Consider the following 17410-nt stretch of genomic DNA (forward strand, 5'->3'; position numbering starts at 1 on the left):
AAGAAGTCAATGAACTACCAAATAACGTTGCAGAAGGCCCCTTAAGAACTTCCCAGGCAGTTCCAGGTTAGCCGCATCAATTCGTGAACTCACATTACCAGCAACACCGTTTCTCAGCTTGCTCTGCACTATAAAACCGCGGGAACTGTAATAAGCCCCTCCATCTCCACCTCGTGAAGTCGCCTCCCACATTTTTTGCAGTCCGGGTACATTTCTGGTTGCATCATCTACAGAAAAGATCAGCTGATCCGAAATTAATTCCTTGGAAACCGTTGTATAAACCTGTGGATTTTCCAGATTAGTCAGCTGCATCTTTGCCACATATTCACTTTTCTTTGTCGCGAATTTGTTCGTTACATTACTCTTGATGTTAATTTCTTTCAGTTCACTTGAACTTTGTACAATTACAAAGTCAACATTCAGTTCTTCGCCCGCCTGTACCCTGATCTCTTTTTCAACAGACTTAGCACCAACTGCGGAAGCCTTTAAAGTATAAAAACCTGGTTTAATAGCAGTTATAATATAAAATCCAGCCTCATTACTAGTGGTTCCCTGATTTTTTTTTTTTAAACCAACAGAAACATAAGCTGCCGGATGACCATCGGAGGTCGAAATTTTTCCACTTATTTTCCCACCCGGTTGCTGTGCATTTGCTTTAAAAACGCCAAAAACCAACACAACTATGATTAGTAGTTTTTTTCTTTCATATTGTTTAGATCAATTATAAATATGGCGCAAAGAAAGTATCTGAGATTCGATTTTCAAAATTTATTTAGAATTAATCTACCTAAAAACACAATCACTCCCCATTTATAATCAAACAGTTAAGACTATTTTCGATCTTAACAGTTGGATTTCATCTAAAGAAAACCTACAAATATCAACAGTTCTATAAATTCTGTATATGGACCTTTACAATGCGTTTTTATTTATATTAGTTTACCTCTACCGGGGAAAGCCATCTTTAATATCCCACCTATGACAAAAATTCTAAATGCGATTTCCTCGCTGATGTTTATTGCAATCATTTCATCCTGCGGTACAGCAAAAAAAAACAGTATCTGATTCAAAGCTGCAAGGGTTCAAGTATAATTACTGTGCGCCCGGTGTCCCCTATATCTGCAAAATGATATACCATGGAGAGATTCAGTCAAAGTTGATTTATCAAAAACAAATATCACTGTACATGATCAGCTGCTCTGCCGGATTTTGGGTATAAGTAATTATATAAATGACCTCTGGATACTGAATCACGATCGCTCACAGGAATCTGTTTCCCGGCAGGTGATGCTGAAACAAAAAATAACAAACAGATTATTACTTGCTCAAACACAATTACAGGCAGTAGCCGCCGAACTGGATTGTGAAGGAGAACGATCAGATATGGCAGCAGCTTATCTGGATGGGATTAACAGTAAAAGGAACACAAAATTGACAGTAGGATCCGTGATTATAGGTGCATTAACAACTGTTGCTACGGCTGTTATTACTAAAAACAGTGTGCAAACGGGCGTAGGTATAGGTGGTGGCCTGCTAAGTGCGGGTTTAGGTGCAATGACGATTAATCCGAAAGGAAAACAACTTGAATTTTATCACGAACGTAATTTGTTGCGTACGATATGGACTGAACCAAAAGCAAATACAGATTATCCTGAATTTGTATGGGAAATGATGCATGAAAAAAGCTTTAGCAACAAAGGAGATGTGACTCTTTCTGAAAGTATTAAAAACAGATGGCTTCAATTTGAGTTTGATGGCAATATTGATAAAGATCAGGAAGCTTTATTATTTGGCAAAGGCGGATATTACCGCTCTGATGATTTACATACAAGAGCAACTATGATTAATCAGCTCCAGTCTACAATTCGTTCTCTTAATCAGGATTTGACAAGTCTGATTGCATTTATTGCAAGAATGGAGTAATCAATATATACAATAGGAATGTTTCTGCATAAATCCTGATATCCCGGTCACTCCACTTTTTGATGAGAGATGATATCTATTACGCGATTTCTGACAGCTTGATAAAGATAACCAGAGAGATGCGTCTTTAAGAACAATTATCCCTTTTAGTCCAGAGGGAAGCAAATAACTCATGTACAACATCATCTGCTTCCTGTTGATTTCTTAGCCGATTATAGGCATGAATATATAATAGCCCTTTATAACGATTGTATATTTCGGTAAAAGCAGCCTTGTCGCCATCCTTTAGAAAAGCGACCGGATCGTTATCAGGTAAAGTTATATAAGAGACCATAATTAGAATCGCTCCTGTCTTTTATGGAAGATCCCGGTCAATATTAAATAAATTTTCCGTAAAAGCTTTAAGGTCTCAATGTAATCAAATTGTTAACACTACGATAAGATACTGAAACAGAATAACATTAGCATTATTTGAAAAATGGATTCAGCCTGAAATACTTTCCACCTTCAAAACTTATCACATAATCAGATTTAAAATGGGTACTCTTCAAATAATAGTCAGTTGTGATGATCTGCGCTCCGGAAGCACATGCTGCATCAAAATTAGAACGGTCGTTGATGCGGGCTTCGCGGGTATCAGAATCTGCACGGGTACGGATAATATATCCCTTTTTAATCAATTGAGGGATCGCCGGATCTTTAGCGTCATTGATAATCATCATTCCTGCTTCGGGTCTTCCGGCTTCCGCATTAACAAATAAGACTCTTCCTTTTAGCGAAGGGTGCCCTTTGATATAAAGTTCCATCTTCTCCTCTTTCTGATCAAGAATGAAAAGGAATTTCCCTCTTGCTTTTTTCAGCGCCGGCCAGTTATCTTTTAAAACTGCTGCCTCCAGTGTTCTATATTCCCCCCTTACTTCATCAGGCATAATGATCTTATCCTTGCCAAGTCCATCTATTAAAGCCCGGTCAAGCTGATCGAATGTTTTTCCTGCAAATTTTTCAGGGTCACTATAGCCCTCTCCTTTCATTTTGTTGTCTTTAGCTTCTAGCGTGACAAACACAGGCGTATGATCAGGATGAGCATCAGACCACTTTTTCAGTTTCTCCAATCCCCCCTTCAGCGTCAGGAAGTCACTTCTAAAATCCAGGTCCTGAATATGAAAAACCTTAAAACCTGGTGCATCCATCTCTTTGTTCACATCATAAGGAGCCTGATCTTTTACCCAGTCCAAACCTCTTGGATGCGCATATTTACCTCCTTTTGAATCTGCATACACATCAATTTCGAGATTTCTCAACCCCATATCAAGCTGCGAGGTCACACCAATATGTTCATAATCGATCTTACTTGAGGATACGGAATCATTTAATTTAAATCTTTCAAACAAATGAGAATCAATCGCTTTTTTATAACTGTTATGTGATCCGATTACCTGAATCTTGTTAATTGGTAAATCATCCCCATCTTTTGGCATTAATAATGGAAACACGAATAATAACAAAGCAGTGGAAAGTGTTTTTGTCATAGCTGTAAAATAAAAACAGCCGGTATAAACCGGCTGCTTAAAGAGAATTAATAACCTGGATTTTGTCTTAAATTAGAATTCAATTGTAATTCTGTTGCAGGAATAGGATAATAAAGTCTCCTGTTCACATCTTTATTCATCGATAACACATCATTTTGTAAAGGATATTCTTTTTCAAATAAACCATAACGGATCAAATCATTTCTTCTCCATGCTTCCCAGCTTAATTCCCTTGCTCTTTCATCAAGCAAAACATCTAAATCAACACTAGTGGCTGCATCTGCACCAGCCCTTACACGTATTTTATTCACTAAAAAAAGTGGAGTCTGCATTTCTCCATTCACTACTGTTGGTGAAGCACCGCGTAAAAAATAGCTTCTGCTTTCATCAGCATCACATCTGCCAAACGTAAGAAAGGCATGTCGTTACCATTCAGCCTCGTTGCCTGTATAGCATTTACGTCCGGCCAGTATTTTACTGAACGAATACCCTTTGCCTGATCGGCCACCGTATTTCCAACATCCATAGGTTTTCCCGGTTTTAAGATAATGTCTGGCGTAATTACAATTTGGTCTGTTGTACCTGCAATATAAACTGGTTTTGTTTGATCTGGTTTTTTTCTGTTCGCATCTGGCGCGAATTGCGGACCAACCAGCCAGAAAGTTTTCCTGACATCATTATTAAGATTAAACCTGTTATAATATTCAGGCGTGGTACTCATTGAAATACTAAACCCAACTCCCGGAATACCATAAGCTGCAGCAAGTGCAGGATAGAAACCAAACCTGGTCATTTGATTACCTGGGATCTGCTGATCATATGGAACAGCAAATATTGTTTCACTAATCTGGGGGCCATTATTTACATCAAATATATCTGAATATTTAGCATCCAGCTTATAGGTTGTGTTTTTCATCACACTATCTGCCATCGCTACAGCATCAGTATATCTGGGTTTCCCAGTATACACCTGAGCATTCAGGTACATTTTTGCCAGCAAGGCAAAAGCCATTCCACGAGTTGGCTTACCATAAAATGATATCTGATTGGCTCCCGTTTTTTCTGGTAAACTGGGAATAACCGCCAATAGTTCCTTTTCAATGAATTCAAACACCTTATCTCTGCTGGCCGTACCAGGCAAAGCACCAGCTTCTACCGGAAATTTATCGATGATTGGAATATTACCATAAATATCCATCATCAAAAAGTAGTACAATGCCCGCATGGTCCTAATTTCTATGATCCCCGAAGCTTTCTTCAAATCAGAAACTGAAGAGGCATTGGTTACCGAGATCAACCGGTTACAATTGTTGATCCCACCAAATCCCCACTCCCAAACAGTTTTCACGTTAGGGTGATCAAATGTCCAGGTATGATAATGTAATTGTCTGTATTGTCCTCCGTCATCGAAATTACCATCTCTGGCTGGCAGAATTGCAGCATCAGTAGACATTTCCTGCATTCTGAAATAAGGCACTCCGAACTGCGAAGAAAGGTTAGAATACATAGTGCCATATAATGCGGCGTAATCTGCATCGGTTGTTGGAAAATTGTCCTTTACATATTGTGATTCCACCTTAACATCCAGTTTTGTACAAGATGTGATGGTTAACAGTGCAGCCAATGCTGCCGTTAATAAAAATATCTTTTTCATTTCGTTGAATTTAGAGTGACAGCTTAAAATGATGCGTTAATACCAAGACTAAATGTGCGGGTTTTGGGGTAAAAGTTGTTGTTATCAATACCCGGCGTTAGCCCTCCAATATTAATCTCTGGGTCCAGCCCCGTATATTTAGTGATCACAAACAAGTTATTTGCTGTCACATAGAGACGTATAGCTTTAATAGATTGCACTTTTGGTTTGATCGTGTAACCTAGTGTAGCATTATCCAGGCGTAAATAAGAGCCGCTTTCCAGATATCGGTCAGAAATCAGGTAAGCATTTCCGTCATTGAAAGACTCACCCAAAGTAAATCTGGGAATATTCTGCAATTTAGCATCTGCCGGATTATTCAATCCTGCCGCAGTCGCGTTTAAAATTTTATTACCTAACACACCGCGGATAAGAAAACTAAAGTCTAATTTTTTATAGGTAAAAGTGTTGCTCCAGCCATAGATATATTTTGGTTGTGCGTTGCCGGCAACTTTAGCATCAGAAGTTAAAGGCTGTGTTGCAATCGTTTGTCCGGCAGCATTAACATAGGTACTTACACCTGCTTCGTTTTTACCAGCATAATTCCAAAGATTGAAAGTTCCTAAAGGCTGTCCTGGTTGTACGATCTGGCTATAATTTCCCGATTGTCCCTTACCTCCCAATTGTGCAGTCTGGATATAAGAGATTTTATAAAAGTCATCGGACAAAGTCTCCACAACATTCTTATTATGGGCAATATTTGGTGAAGTGTTCCAGCTAAAGTCATTCGTTTTCACTACCAGGGCATTTAACGATAACTCAATACCAGTGTTTTTTACCTTTCCCACATTGGCTGTAATAGTCGGTAAGAAATACTGGGTGGTAGAAACTGCATACTCAGAATAGATCAGGTCAGATGTTTTCTTGATGTAATAATCTACTGAACCCGTAACCCTATTACCAAATAAACCGAAATCTAATCCAATGTTAGTTGTTGAAGTACTTTCCCACTTCAAATCAGGGTTTTCATTTCTTACAGGGCCAATCGCATTGCTGATTACACCATTGTTCAGATATTTACTACTGGTTGGAGGTGTTCCATAAACTAATAAAGCAGAAAATGCATCAAAACCAAGGCTGTTTCCTGATTTACCATAACCTACTCTCAATTTCAAATCACTGATAACAGGGACACTTTTCATAAAATCTTCTCCAATAACTCTCCATCCGGCAGATACAGCAGGGAATAATCCCCAACGGTTATTCCGGCCGAAAGCAGAAGAACCATCCTTTCTCAATGATGCCTGAAACAGATATTTCTCATTATAATTATACTGGGCCCTTCCATAAAAAGAAATTAACCTTAAAGTTGAGATCGGTGTATTGGCAAATGTAATTTGAGAAAGTAATGAGGGATTAGATAAAAATATATTATTTGCTCCAAGGTTATCATTTGAAAAACCCTGGGTAGTTACGCCAAAACCATCGTTAGTACGGTCTTCCTGCCATGAATATCCACCAAGTAATTTCAGGTTATGTTTACCAAATATTTTATCATAATTGAAATATCCTTCTAACACTTCTGATTTATTCAGCACATCCAGTTTAATGGCCTGTCCACTTAATTTTCTGGCAAGTCCTGATTGACTATTTAAATAAGAACTCGTATTATTCTGATCTTTTTGCGTGGATACACTAGCTGTGAATTTCAAACCAGATAGGATGTTTACCTGCGCCATTCCATTGATCAGCGTTTTATTATTTACACTTTTGACCTCATTGTTATCAACAATAGAAAGTGGATTACGGGTTCCACTGCCTGTCCTGTCATAATTTTCCTTATAGGTACCATCAGCATTGAAAGGACTCACTGTAGGCAAATAAAATAACATATTTGAAAGTGCCTGGTTCTGATAGATATCATTACCACTAGAAGCACTATTAGTTATAGTCACCCCTAATTTCAACCTGTCATTAAAGAACTTCTGGTTTATATATGCACGGACAATAGTTCTTTTCAAGGATGTATTTTTCAGAATTCCCTGGTTATTAAAGTAATTGACACTTGCACCATAATCTGAGGATTGTCCTGATCCACCGTAAGAAAGGTTATGATTCTGCGAATAACCTGTTCTTTCCAGCAGTTTTTGCCAGTTAGTATCTGATCCATCATCGTCAATAGGATTCAATTTCTGTTTGTTATCTGTCAGATACTGGCGTAATTCTGGCGCAGTTAGCATATCATACTTTTTAGATACACTTTCCACTGCTCCATAGCCACTGTAAGAGAGCCTGGATTGCCCGCCTTTAGATCTTTTTGTAGTTACAATGATTACACCATTTGCAGCTCTCGACCCATAGATGGCTGTAGAAGAGGCATCTTTCAAGATATCTATACTTTCTATATCAGCTGGTGCCAAAAGGTCTATTGATGCGCCAGGAACACCGTCAATTACATAAAAAGGTTCTTGTGCAGCACCTCACGCAAGGTAGAAGGCCCTCTTAAGATAGTAGATGGTTTAGCATTTGGGTCACCACTTTTAGTCACGTTCAATCCCGCAACCTTACCTTGCAGCAATTGGGCAGGACTGGTCATCACTCCCTGGTTAAATTCTTCAGAATTCACAGAGGTTACTGCTCCGGTCAAATCCTTTTTACTTGAAGTACCATAACCAATCACAACTACATCTTTCAGTAATTTACTATCAGTAACTAATGAGATGTTTAAATTTGAACTGTTTCCAACTGCTGATTCCTTAGTTACAGTTCCCAGCATAGTGAATACAAGAATATCCTGCGGACTGCTTACCTGTATAGAAAAATCACCATTCTGATTAGTAGATGTGGCCACTTTAGTGCCCTTTAACCTTACAGTAACACCTGGCAAACCACCGTTACTTTCGTCAGTCACTTTTCCCTTAATAACTCTGCTCTGTTGCTGCGCAAAAGTACAGACTGAGATGGCCAGCATGAATAACAACAGAAGGGAAAATTTCTGTTGCAAACAATCGATAACCACTAAAATAATTTTGTAGTTTTTTCTCATAAATCGTTTTATTTAAACACTAAAATTCCGACAAAGATGTGGGTCTCAGTTTAATACGGATCTACATTGAAGTTATCAAATTGTTAACAACAATCATAGATCTTATTATTCTGATAACATCAGAGTACCTTTTAAGTCTTAATAAAATCCGATAAATATTTATGATAATGAAGAAAGAATAACGTAAAGAGTGGACCTGACTATTAGGCCCTCTCTTTTTAGGATTACTTGAAACTAAATACTGACACCTCTATTAGTATGTTTATTCAATAAACCTTTTAGCTCATTCATTTGCTGTTCAAGAATACGGCACTTCAATAAATTTGTCATATACTCCAGCGACAAGCGACCATTTTGCTCTTTTATAAGTGCATTAAGTTCCTCTGAAACGAATTGCGATTTAGCTTTGAACTCAACTATGTCGAGGAATAAGTCATTCTTTGATTCCATTGTTTGTGATTTATATTATTTTCATCTACCTGTTGGGAAAGCTAATCCAATAATATCTATGATATTATATTATTACGGCAACCATTGTTATAATTACGTGAAGTACTAAAAAAAACAACAAAAATTGAAATCTACGCTGGTACATTTCACCAGATATTATTTCTTTAAATTACATTAAACTCAATTGCTTTATAATAGTAACTATCTTCCCATTTAAACACATAACGTTGAGCGAGGGAAATAGGGTGCAACAAAAATTAAAAATATAATTACCAGGTTGATAAAAATCCATAAACAGCTATTGCGAATTGATTAATTACATGTGCCCTGGAATTACACAAATTCACACAGAAACATTATTTTTTTCATGTAAAAACCACATAAATTCACATTTAATGTATTATAATTGATGGCGATAAAGTCATTTAATTTATACATTATTTTATCTCTTTATTATATTGAGGCTTGTACCTCATCCTAAAATAAAACGATATTATTACCAAAACATTGGATTGAAAGGATGTTTCAAAAAATAAAATTTAAAAATTGAAGGCAATGATCAGTTATTCTAAGATCAGCGACAGTGAATTGTTTAACAAACTGCAAACAGGAGATAGAAATGCTTATACTGAGATTTATCATCGATATAAAGGTCTTCTGTTCATATTTGCATGTAAAAAAACTGGAAACGAAGAAGAGGCACAAGATCTTATTCATGAGGTTTTTATTATATTGTGGGAGAAAAGAGCAGAGCTCAAGGTTTCATCAGAGCTCTCAGCATACTTGTTTTTTATACTAAAGAATAAAATCTTCGACCTTTTTAGAAGAAAAAAAGTTTCAGACCGTTACATAGAGCACTTTTCAAGTTACCTGATAGCTCATCAAAAAGAATCAGATTACTTAATACGTCACAATAATATGTCGGAATTAATCGAATCAGAAATTGCAGCTCTCCCTGTAAAAATGCGTCAGGTTTTTGAATTAAGCAGAAAAACCAATCTCAACAGAAAACAAATAGCGACACAGCTTGGCCTTTCGGAACAGACCGTTAAAAGCCATATGCATCGTGCCTTGACCATATTGAAGACGCGACTAGGTTCTGTTTCGTTTCTAATCTTATTTATTGGGCTGTAATAATTTTTATTGCACCCCTATCCCCCACTTAAACGTTATTCATTTGAATGAAGCATAATATGTCATATCGCCAAGCTAAAGAACTATTGTTAAAATATCAGATTGGACAATGTACGGCTGAGGAACAGTCAATTGTTGAAGACTGGATTACTTTTGGAAAAGTAACCGACTTCAAACTTAATGAGTTGGACCTTACAAGGAATCTAAATGACCTTGATAATCGGTTAGGTATTGCAGCACCAAAGATAAAAAGATATCATATCAATAATAATATTGCAGCTGCTGCAATATTATTATTTTTGGGCATTGGATTTTATTTTTATAGTTCAAAACCACCTTTCACCGATGAAAACACCAAATTTACAACAAAAAAACAGATGATATCAAACCTGGAAGTAATCGTGCCACTTTAACTCTTGCAGATAACAAAACATTTGATCTGGAAAAAACAACTGATCAAACTCTGTTAAAGAAGGAATACTTCACAATATTCAATACAAAACAGGGACAACTGATATATCATCCCTTAGCATCTGATTTACCCAACGAAATAAAGTCTAAAAATCTCCTGTCAATTAATACTGTTAGTACACCACGTGGTGGACAATATCGGATTATACTTCCTGATGGTACAAAAGTTTGGCTCAATTCATCTTCATCTTTAAAGTTTCCTGAGCAATTCACTTCAAATGAGCGGAATGTTGAGCTCAAAGGAGAAGCTTACTTCGAAGTAGCAAAAAATGCTTCTAAACCCTTCAAAGTAACAGTGAATTCTACTGTAGTAAAAGTTTTAGGGACACATTTCAATATAATGGCATATAATGACGACCCTTTCATCAAAACAACTTTATTAGAAGGCTCCGTTCAATTAAGCAACATAACAACATTGGATATCTTAAAACCAGGTCAACAGGCAGTTATTAATAAAAGTGGCTTTGTCAAAGTTATCAATACTGATACAGAGCAATCGATCGCGTGGAAAAATGGTTATTTCTTTTTCAATCGGGCGAATCTAAAAGATATCATGAAACAACTATCAAGATGGTATAATATCGATGTGATTTATAAAGGAAAAATGCCAGTTGAAGAAGAGTTTGTAGGTAAAATTAAACGGGATTCTGAACTTTCTAAAACTCTGAAAATATTAGAATTTAGTGGTGTTAATTTCAAAATAATAGGTAATCAACTTATTGTAACATCCAAATAACCTACCAATTCTCTTTTTACTACTACAATTTTCAAAAACATGTACTTAACCTCTTTTTCTAAGTATTTTCATAAGTTCATCTACAAACTTCTTCTCATTTCGGTAATTCTCATTAGTTGTTCCCTGATTTTGAGTGTAAAAAGTTATGCTCAAACCATTACTTTAAATGCAACAAAAGCCAACATCGAAAACATATTTAATGAAATAGAAAAACAAAGCGGATACGATTTCTTTTATAAGTATAAGGATATCAATAAGAGCTCACCAGTAAATGTAAAGTTAAAAAACGTTTCTATTGAGGAAGCATTAATACAATGCCTTCAAAATACAACGCTAACTTATAAAATAATTGATAAGACTATTATTATAAGTAATAACGCTAAAAATATAACATCTAATCCTTCTCATTTAAAACAAAATATAATTACAGGATCTGTTAAAGATGAAACAAATCAGCCTATACCCGGCGTAGGCATACATGTCAAAGGAAATTCTTCAGGAACCATAACTGACAGTGATGGTAAATTTAATATCTCTGCAAGTCCGGAAGCGGTTTTGATAATCACTTCTATTGGTTATAAAACAAAACAAGAAGTTATAAATAACCAGGATATCATCAATATAATACTCGAGCAGAATAATAATGAGGAGCTTAGTAGTGAAGTTATAGTAGTTGGTTATGGAAATCTTGAGCGGCGCAATCTTACCAGCTCAGTAAGCACGGTCAGGATGAGTAATATAAATACGATTAAAAAGCCAAGTGCAGACCTGTTACTCGCTGGTCAATTAGCAGGAGTAACAGTAAATCAGGTTACTGGAACCCCGGGGGGAGGCGTCGTAGTACGTGTTCGGGGATCTGCTTCAACTGGCGCAGGTGATGACCCCTTGTATGTAATTGATGGTTTTCCAATTTCTGCAAAGTTTGATCAAAAAAAGCCAATCCACTAAGTACAATTAATCCTGATGATATTGAATCCATTTCTGTATTAAAGGATGCCGCATCAACTGCAATCTATGGATCGAGAGGTGCAAATGGAGTTATTCTAATAAATACTAAACGGGCAAAGATCGGACAGTCACTAGTGACTATAAATACATTTACAGGAATTCAATCTAATCTGAAAAAAAGTACAATTCATATGATGAATGCTGCTGAATTTGCCCAGTTTAGAATTGAGGCAGCAGACGATCTTGCAAAATTTAATGGAAATGAATTTGATCCTTCAACTATTCCAAAAGAATACAAAAACCCTTCTTCGCTTGGTGAAGGTACCAATTGGTATAATGAAATTACCCATCCGGCATTGATGCAAAATTATAATCTAACAATTGCAAATGGTACTTCTAAGATGCGTTCACTATTTTCTATTGGTTTTTTTGATCAGAGAGGCATCATTTTAAACACTGGTTTTAAGCGCTATTCTGTAAGAGCTAACTTGGATTTTAGTATTACAAAGAACTTAACCTTCGGCTTAAATATTAGCCCATCCTATAGTTCCAGAGATAAACAGGAAACTGACGGTCACTTTGAAAATGGGATATTAACCCAGGCACTTCTAAATAGTCCAATTCCGCCAGTCAGATTACCAGACGGGTCATTTAATCCAAGAATTACATCTTCCGGAATGTTTATCAATAGTAATCCAATAAATGCCGTAACCAATACAATTAATAAACAAACCGACTTCCATACGCTGGCAAATATTTATGCAAACTGGGTTGTAGTAAAGGGTTTGAGCATTAAAACAAGTTTTGGAACAGATTACAGCCACAACAATGGAGACACTTTTAAGCCTTCCTTTGTTGGCGGTTTCCGTGCGGCTCCACCTCAGCTATCAACAGGTTCTACCTATTCAAGTAATTCTCTGAACTGGTTAAATGAAAACACTATCAATTATAATCATGATTGGGGTAATCACTCTTTATCGTTTTTAGGAGGTTTCACTGTTCAAAATGAAGTCAGTAATTATAGAGTTACTTATGGAACTGGATATGCTGATGATATTATCTATACAATAAATGGAGCAAACAGTGTTACTGCAGGTGCAGATAGAGGAGAATGGAAACTTTTATCAGTGATCAGCAGAGTGAATTATAGTTACAAGGACAGATACTTATTTGCAGGATCCCTTAGAAGGGATGGTTCATCCAGGTTTGCACCTGGCCATCAATGGGGTACTTTTCCGTCTATTTCAGCCGGATGGCGAATCTCCAATGAACCATTTTTCCCTAAAACTAAATTAATTGACCACCTTAAATTCACAATGAGCTATGGATTGGCAGGTAATAACAACATTGGTAATTATGCCTATATACCAATTATCGATAAAAGTAACTATGTTTTTGATGATGTTCTGTCCCCAGGTAACAACTTAAAAATGTTGGGAAACAAAAACCTTGGTTGGGAAACTACCAGGCAATTTAATGCTGGCATAGATCTTTCATCCTGGAACGGGCGTATTAATCTTATAGCTGAATATTATAATAGATATACGAAAGATATGCTTAGCGAGATTGACCTTCCTATTGCATCCGGGTTCAATTCTACTTTTACAAATGTCGGAAACGTGAGAAACAGAGGATGGGAGTTTACATTAACTACCAAAAATATCAATCAAAAGAATTTTAGCTGGACTTCTGATTTTAATATTTCATTAACAGGAATAAGGTACTCAGTTTAGGGAGTGCTAAAAGAATATTAGACGCCCCGATGTATGAAAATACAACAAGTATAACTCTTGTCGGCTCTCCATTGGGGATGTTTTATGGTTATGTCTTTGAAGGTATTTTTCAAAATCAACATGAAATTGATACAAGCCCACATTCTGAAGGGCAAGTTCCAGGAACCATAAAGTATAAAGATATCAACGGTGATGGTGTGATAGATGGCGCAGATAGGACAATAATTGGAAATCCACATCCGAATTTCACCTTTGGATTTAATAACAGAATTGTCTATAAAAAATTTGACCTTAATGTAGTAATGGCAGGATCAGAAGGAGGCCATGTGTTCGACCTGTATAAGCAGTTTACAACCAACCTCGATGGAGTTTTTAATGTAGAGAAGGAAGTGGCAAACCGGTGGAGGTCAGAGGCAAATCCAGGTGCCGGATTTTTACCAACAACTAATGCAAATACTAATCTCGCCCGAGACCTTTACCCCTCTTATTGGGTCAAAAGCAACTCTTACATTGCTTTCAAAGATATCACGCTGGGTTACACATTCAAGACTAGTTTCAGTCAGAATTTCAAAATCTATATAAGCGCACAAAATGCCCTGCTATTAACAGGGTATACAGGAGGCAATCCTGAGGTTTCCATGAATACGGAAAGAGAAAACCCCTCATTAGCCCCCGGTATTAACTTCACAGGCTATCCGGTTTCAGCAGTTTATACAATGGGTATTAATTTAACACTTTAAATAATGCGAAGATTCACTACTATAATATTAATTACTGTTTTAGGATTGGGAGGATGTACAAAAAACTATTTGGCTGTAGAACCTGAGACAAACCAAAATGGAGCAAACTATTTCAAAACTAAAGATCAGTTCATTAAAGGTCTAAATGGAGCTTATAGTCCTTTGCAAGAATTATTTAACGGACCGTTTTGGGCTATGGCAGAAATGCGATCAGATAATACTTCCTATCAATTAAATACTGATGACCGGTCTGGTAATCTCCGGGAAGAATTAGATGAGTTTAGAGAATTAAATCTTAATGATGAGGTGCAGAATTTTTTTCAACTAAGTTACATAGGAATTGGCCGGTGTAATGTTATTTTAAGTCGATTGGAAAAAGTGAATATCAATGATGGTATAGCAACTAAAGAAATAGCCGGACAAGCAAGTTTTCTACGTGCATATTATTATTTCAATCTGGTCAGGCTGTTTGGTGATGTTCCTCTGATATTAGAAGAAATCACTAATATTAATGACGCTTTTAAGGTAAACAGCAGAAAACCAGTAATAGATATTTATGCTTCAATTATTACAGATGCTACTTCTGCAATAAATAAATTGCCAGAGCAATATTCAGATAACTTGAAAGGCAGAGCGGGAAAAGGAGCAGCAAGAATACTCCTGGCTGATGTTTATTTGACTACAAAAAAATATGATCTGGCCATTCAGCAGTTGAGACCATTAGTCAATTCGATTATCAGTTGAATTCAAATTATGCAGATAATTTTGATGTCAAGAAAAAAAATGGGGCAGAGTCAATTTTTGAGATCCAATATATGGAAGGTCCAAATAACTTACACAGCCTTTTAGCAGATAGATTTGCCCCGTGGGATTCACCCGATGGATTGATAACTGGTTTTGAAATTGACCACGATGCTGGTAACGGCTGGAACATTCCTACTGATGATTTTATGTCATCCTATGAGAATGGTGACTTAAGAAGGGCCGCATCCGTGGGCGAAGATTATAAATCAGTTGTAACGGGCGAGACTGTTCCTTATGTAAAAAAAAATACAATAGTCCCCATGCGATACGAGGGATTTCAGGAAATAATTTCCCTGTTTATCGATATTCGAATGTTTTACTTATGCTTGCAGAGTGCCTGAATGAAATCGGATCGCATGGAGAATCACTGCAATTCCTTAACCAGGTACGCAGAAGGTCAGGCCTGAAAGACTATACCATTATTAATCAAGAGAACAGAACTAAGAAATGTGATTCAGCACGAAAGAAGGATCGAATTCGCTTTTGAAAATCAAAGATGGTTTGATCTTTTAAGAACAGGGACAGCTTTACAAGTTATGTCTACCCATGCTATCAGAGAAAGGTCAAATAAAAAACATCTGGGTTCCGGAGCATATTCCAATATTCATTTGCTGTTTAACTATCCTGAAAGAGAAATGAATCTGCAATTATAATACAAGACAATAGCATTAAGGCCCGGTTAGAGGAACGAGAATCAGGACTTTGCCAATTACACCGGATAAAATCCTGGGATAGATTAAGAGGTACTGATTTAGCTCCCTTAATCATAAACTAAAGATTAATTACCTGATAGTTCGCAACCCACTACGCCCTGAGTTTTACGAGGTGATACACCGTATGCATTTACAGCTTCAACGCCAATTAAACCATATGATCCGCAGTTAATTTGTATACCTGTGCGATTAATTGTTGTTGTATATAAGAACACCCCGTTAAATACCAATTATTATAGCTTGTTGTATTAGAATTTCCAGAAGCGCTAACCAGTGTAACGCCCTTTCCATTATAACCAAGTATGGTAAGAGAAGGAGTAGCCGGGACATCGAAATACGAGGCCAATGCTGTAGCATTTTGAGTTTCTTTAGATTTTCCTCCGAATGAAGATAATGTGCTTACAGCTACTATAGCCACTAAACAAATGAATAAATATTTTTTCATAAAATTTAATTAGTTCACATAAATGTACCAAAAAAAAATAATAAAGGTTAAAACAATTATTATCTATTTTTTTTCTTGAAGTATAAGTCTGCTCCCCACATTACAAGGCCATAAAAGAGCCAGAATATAGGTAATGTAAAAATGACCAGAAATATGTACCCATGATTACTTTGCCTGCCTGAACCAATTGTCCAGTCAATGAGCGGATAGGATGAGAAATAAACAACGTAGTAAAGAACTGGTACCAGGAACGTACCAATGGCAAGTTTCCAATTATAGCCTGAAGCAGCAGTTTGTCTGTGTTTACGGATAGCCACAAAATGTAAATAAGTAAATATCACCCAGGCAATAATAGCAAGTCCAAATGGTTCAATAAAAAGCAACACCTTTGAAACGTTAGATATTCCAGGTGACAATATAATTTTCAGGTCTTCTGCTGGCAGTTGGTTTAAAGTCCAGGAATAGGAATTTTCCTTCACCAAAACCGGGTTACCAATGGACGCGCTTTTAAACGTGAAATCCGGAAGGGTTTCAAGATCAATTTTAATCGGGCCAAATGACTTCCAGTATTTCGATGGGAATAAAGAATATTCCAGATCAAAATCACTGATAAAACCATATCTGCTATTTCCTAAACTACCAACATATTCAACAGTAATTACGTTATATCCCTTTTTTAAATTGCCATTAAAATAGACAAGATTCTCAATACGAACAGGTTTAGATACATCTTTTTCATAATAGACATCAAGGTTGACAGAATCACTTTGAGAGGGCTTAATGAAACCATATGCCTTTAGTTCTTCCGCAGTATTATTCTTAAGGCCCGATACTTTAATTGTTTCGCCATTAACCTTTACTACCGGATTATCATACAGGCCAAGAGCAATAAATAAAAGAGGTAAAGACATAGCTCTTTCGGTGTTTAACTCATATCTGATCTGATACCTGGCCGTATAACCATGATCATTGATGATTTTAATTCCAATATGTTCATTCAAAACATCGATAGATTTACTTGAGAACAAATTGGAAAGACTGCTTCCTGCTCTATAGGGCTGGGCCATATTAGCATAAGCAGGAACACAGCAGAAAAAAAGAAAAA

Annotated in this window: 21 protein-coding genes; 11 read left to right on the plus strand and 10 right to left on the minus strand. The window is 36.5% G+C overall.

Annotated features, from left to right (window positions below; all coding sequences use genetic code 11):
- Positions 1-6 precede the first annotated feature (6 nt).
- Complete coding sequence (locus ACWYN3_RS18700) at positions 7-675, minus strand: carboxypeptidase-like regulatory domain-containing protein (RefSeq protein WP_456222477.1); 669 nt, start codon at positions 673-675, stop codon at positions 7-9.
- 612 nt (positions 676-1287) lie between these two features.
- Here ACWYN3_RS18700 and ACWYN3_RS18705 point away from each other — a divergent pair.
- Positions 1288-1923 (plus strand): hypothetical protein, encoded by a 636-nt coding sequence (locus ACWYN3_RS18705; protein WP_456222478.1) that lies wholly within the window; start codon positions 1288-1290, stop codon positions 1921-1923.
- A gap of 127 nt (positions 1924-2050) precedes the next feature.
- On the opposite strand, the gene ACWYN3_RS18710 is transcribed toward ACWYN3_RS18705, so the two are convergent.
- The 7 genes from ACWYN3_RS18710 to ACWYN3_RS18740 form a co-directional block, all read right to left on the minus strand.
- Positions 2051-2257: an RNA polymerase sigma factor gene (locus tag ACWYN3_RS18710; RefSeq protein ID WP_456222479.1), complete on the minus strand. Its 207-nt coding sequence runs from the start codon at positions 2255-2257 to the stop codon at positions 2051-2053.
- A 133-nt stretch (positions 2258-2390) separates the two neighbouring features.
- Positions 2391-3452, minus strand: a complete 1062-nt coding sequence (locus tag ACWYN3_RS18715; RefSeq protein ID WP_456222480.1) for a phosphatidylinositol-specific phospholipase C1-like protein — start codon at positions 3450-3452, stop codon at positions 2391-2393.
- Positions 3453-3499: 47 nt separating this feature from the next.
- Positions 3500-3784: a RagB/SusD family nutrient uptake outer membrane protein gene (locus ACWYN3_RS18720; protein WP_456222481.1), complete on the minus strand. Its 285-nt coding sequence runs from the start codon at positions 3782-3784 to the stop codon at positions 3500-3502.
- An 11-nt stretch (positions 3785-3795) separates the two neighbouring features.
- A complete protein-coding gene (locus ACWYN3_RS18725) occupies positions 3796-5106 on the minus strand; it encodes a RagB/SusD family nutrient uptake outer membrane protein (RefSeq protein ID WP_456222482.1) in 1311 nt (436 codons plus the stop codon).
- Between the two features lie 23 nt (positions 5107-5129).
- A complete protein-coding gene (locus tag ACWYN3_RS18730) occupies positions 5130-7505 on the minus strand; it encodes a SusC/RagA family TonB-linked outer membrane protein (RefSeq protein ID WP_456222483.1) in 2376 nt (791 codons plus the stop codon).
- A gap of 32 nt (positions 7506-7537) precedes the next feature.
- Positions 7538-8131, minus strand: a complete 594-nt coding sequence (locus ACWYN3_RS18735; RefSeq protein WP_456222484.1) for a carboxypeptidase-like regulatory domain-containing protein — start codon at positions 8129-8131, stop codon at positions 7538-7540.
- Between the two features lie 234 nt (positions 8132-8365).
- Entirely contained in the window at positions 8366-8581 is a 216-nt protein-coding gene (locus tag ACWYN3_RS18740; protein ID WP_456222485.1) for a hypothetical protein, read from the minus strand.
- A 555-nt stretch (positions 8582-9136) separates the two neighbouring features.
- Here ACWYN3_RS18740 and ACWYN3_RS18745 point away from each other — a divergent pair.
- The 10 genes from ACWYN3_RS18745 (at position 9137) to ACWYN3_RS18790 (ending at position 15800) form a co-directional block, all read left to right on the plus strand.
- On the plus strand, positions 9137-9715 hold the full coding sequence (locus ACWYN3_RS18745; RefSeq protein WP_456223072.1) for an RNA polymerase sigma factor: 579 nt from the start codon (positions 9137-9139) through the stop codon (positions 9713-9715).
- 47 nt (positions 9716-9762) lie between these two features.
- The gene (locus tag ACWYN3_RS18750) at positions 9763-10128 is read left to right on the plus strand and encodes a hypothetical protein (protein ID WP_456222486.1); all 366 of its coding nucleotides are present in this window, start codon (positions 9763-9765) and stop codon (positions 10126-10128) included.
- Between the two features lie 161 nt (positions 10129-10289).
- The gene (locus ACWYN3_RS18755) at positions 10290-10922 is read left to right on the plus strand and encodes a FecR family protein (RefSeq protein WP_456223073.1); all 633 of its coding nucleotides are present in this window, start codon (positions 10290-10292) and stop codon (positions 10920-10922) included.
- A gap of 129 nt (positions 10923-11051) precedes the next feature.
- On the plus strand, positions 11052-11870 hold the full coding sequence (locus tag ACWYN3_RS18760; protein WP_456222487.1) for a carboxypeptidase-like regulatory domain-containing protein: 819 nt from the start codon (positions 11052-11054) through the stop codon (positions 11868-11870).
- 29 nt (positions 11871-11899) lie between these two features.
- Positions 11900-13603: a SusC/RagA family TonB-linked outer membrane protein gene (locus ACWYN3_RS18765; RefSeq protein WP_456223074.1), complete on the plus strand. Its 1704-nt coding sequence runs from the start codon at positions 11900-11902 to the stop codon at positions 13601-13603.
- A 29-nt stretch (positions 13604-13632) separates the two neighbouring features.
- Positions 13633-14343 (plus strand): hypothetical protein, encoded by a 711-nt coding sequence (locus ACWYN3_RS18770; RefSeq protein ID WP_456222488.1) that lies wholly within the window; start codon positions 13633-13635, stop codon positions 14341-14343.
- Positions 14344-14346: 3 nt separating this feature from the next.
- Positions 14347-15087: a RagB/SusD family nutrient uptake outer membrane protein gene (locus ACWYN3_RS18775; protein WP_456222489.1), complete on the plus strand. Its 741-nt coding sequence runs from the start codon at positions 14347-14349 to the stop codon at positions 15085-15087.
- Entirely contained in the window at positions 15084-15488 is a 405-nt protein-coding gene (locus ACWYN3_RS18780) for a hypothetical protein (RefSeq protein ID WP_456222490.1), read from the plus strand. Before ACWYN3_RS18775 ends, ACWYN3_RS18780 begins: the two co-directional genes overlap by 4 nt.
- The gene (locus ACWYN3_RS18785; protein ID WP_456222491.1) at positions 15470-15634 is read left to right on the plus strand and encodes a RagB/SusD family nutrient uptake outer membrane protein; all 165 of its coding nucleotides are present in this window, start codon (positions 15470-15472) and stop codon (positions 15632-15634) included. Before ACWYN3_RS18780 ends, ACWYN3_RS18785 begins: the two co-directional genes overlap by 19 nt.
- The gene (locus ACWYN3_RS18790; protein WP_456223075.1) at positions 15573-15800 is read left to right on the plus strand and encodes a RagB/SusD family nutrient uptake outer membrane protein; all 228 of its coding nucleotides are present in this window, start codon (positions 15573-15575) and stop codon (positions 15798-15800) included. Before ACWYN3_RS18785 ends, ACWYN3_RS18790 begins: the two co-directional genes overlap by 62 nt.
- Before the next feature lie 208 nt (positions 15801-16008).
- Here ACWYN3_RS18790 and ACWYN3_RS18795 read toward each other — a convergent pair whose 3' ends face one another.
- A complete protein-coding gene (locus tag ACWYN3_RS18795) occupies positions 16009-16305 on the minus strand; it encodes a hypothetical protein (protein ID WP_456222492.1) in 297 nt (98 codons plus the stop codon).
- Between the two features lie 59 nt (positions 16306-16364).
- Positions 16365-17372: a hypothetical protein gene (locus ACWYN3_RS18800; RefSeq protein WP_456222493.1), complete on the minus strand. Its 1008-nt coding sequence runs from the start codon at positions 17370-17372 to the stop codon at positions 16365-16367.
- Between the last annotated feature and the right edge of the window lie 38 nt (positions 17373-17410).

It is taken from the genome of Pedobacter sp. NJ-S-72 (assembly GCF_053890575.1).

Bases quoted from the DNA above. Each gene is read 5' to 3' on its own strand.
- ACWYN3_RS18705 (WP_456222478.1), top strand. From the start codon at position 1,288: ATGCTGAAACAAAAAATAACAAACAGATTATTACTTGCTCAAACACAA.
- ACWYN3_RS18710 (WP_456222479.1), bottom strand. From the start codon at position 2,257: ATGGTCTCTTATATAACTTTACCTGATAACGATCCGGTCGCTTTTCTA.
- ACWYN3_RS18715 (WP_456222480.1), bottom strand. From the start codon at position 3,452: ATGACAAAAACACTTTCCACTGCTTTGTTATTATTCGTGTTTCCATTA.
- ACWYN3_RS18720 (WP_456222481.1), bottom strand. From the start codon at position 3,784: ATGCAGACTCCACTTTTTTTAGTGAATAAAATACGTGTAAGGGCTGGT.
- ACWYN3_RS18725 (WP_456222482.1), bottom strand. From the start codon at position 5,106: ATGAAAAAGATATTTTTATTAACGGCAGCATTGGCTGCACTGTTAACC.
- ACWYN3_RS18735 (WP_456222484.1), bottom strand. From the start codon at position 8,131: ATGAGAAAAAACTACAAAATTATTTTAGTGGTTATCGATTGTTTGCAA.
- ACWYN3_RS18740 (WP_456222485.1), bottom strand. From the start codon at position 8,581: ATGGAATCAAAGAATGACTTATTCCTCGACATAGTTGAGTTCAAAGCT.
- ACWYN3_RS18745 (WP_456223072.1), top strand. From the start codon at position 9,137: ATGATCAGTTATTCTAAGATCAGCGACAGTGAATTGTTTAACAAACTG.
- ACWYN3_RS18750 (WP_456222486.1), top strand. From the start codon at position 9,763: ATGAAGCATAATATGTCATATCGCCAAGCTAAAGAACTATTGTTAAAA.
- ACWYN3_RS18770 (WP_456222488.1), top strand. From the start codon at position 13,633: ATGTATGAAAATACAACAAGTATAACTCTTGTCGGCTCTCCATTGGGG.
- ACWYN3_RS18775 (WP_456222489.1), top strand. From the start codon at position 14,347: ATGCGAAGATTCACTACTATAATATTAATTACTGTTTTAGGATTGGGA.
- ACWYN3_RS18785 (WP_456222491.1), top strand. From the start codon at position 15,470: ATGCTTGCAGAGTGCCTGAATGAAATCGGATCGCATGGAGAATCACTG.
- ACWYN3_RS18795 (WP_456222492.1), bottom strand. From the start codon at position 16,305: ATGAAAAAATATTTATTCATTTGTTTAGTGGCTATAGTAGCTGTAAGC.
- ACWYN3_RS18800 (WP_456222493.1), bottom strand. From the start codon at position 17,372: ATGGCCCAGCCCTATAGAGCAGGAAGCAGTCTTTCCAATTTGTTCTCA.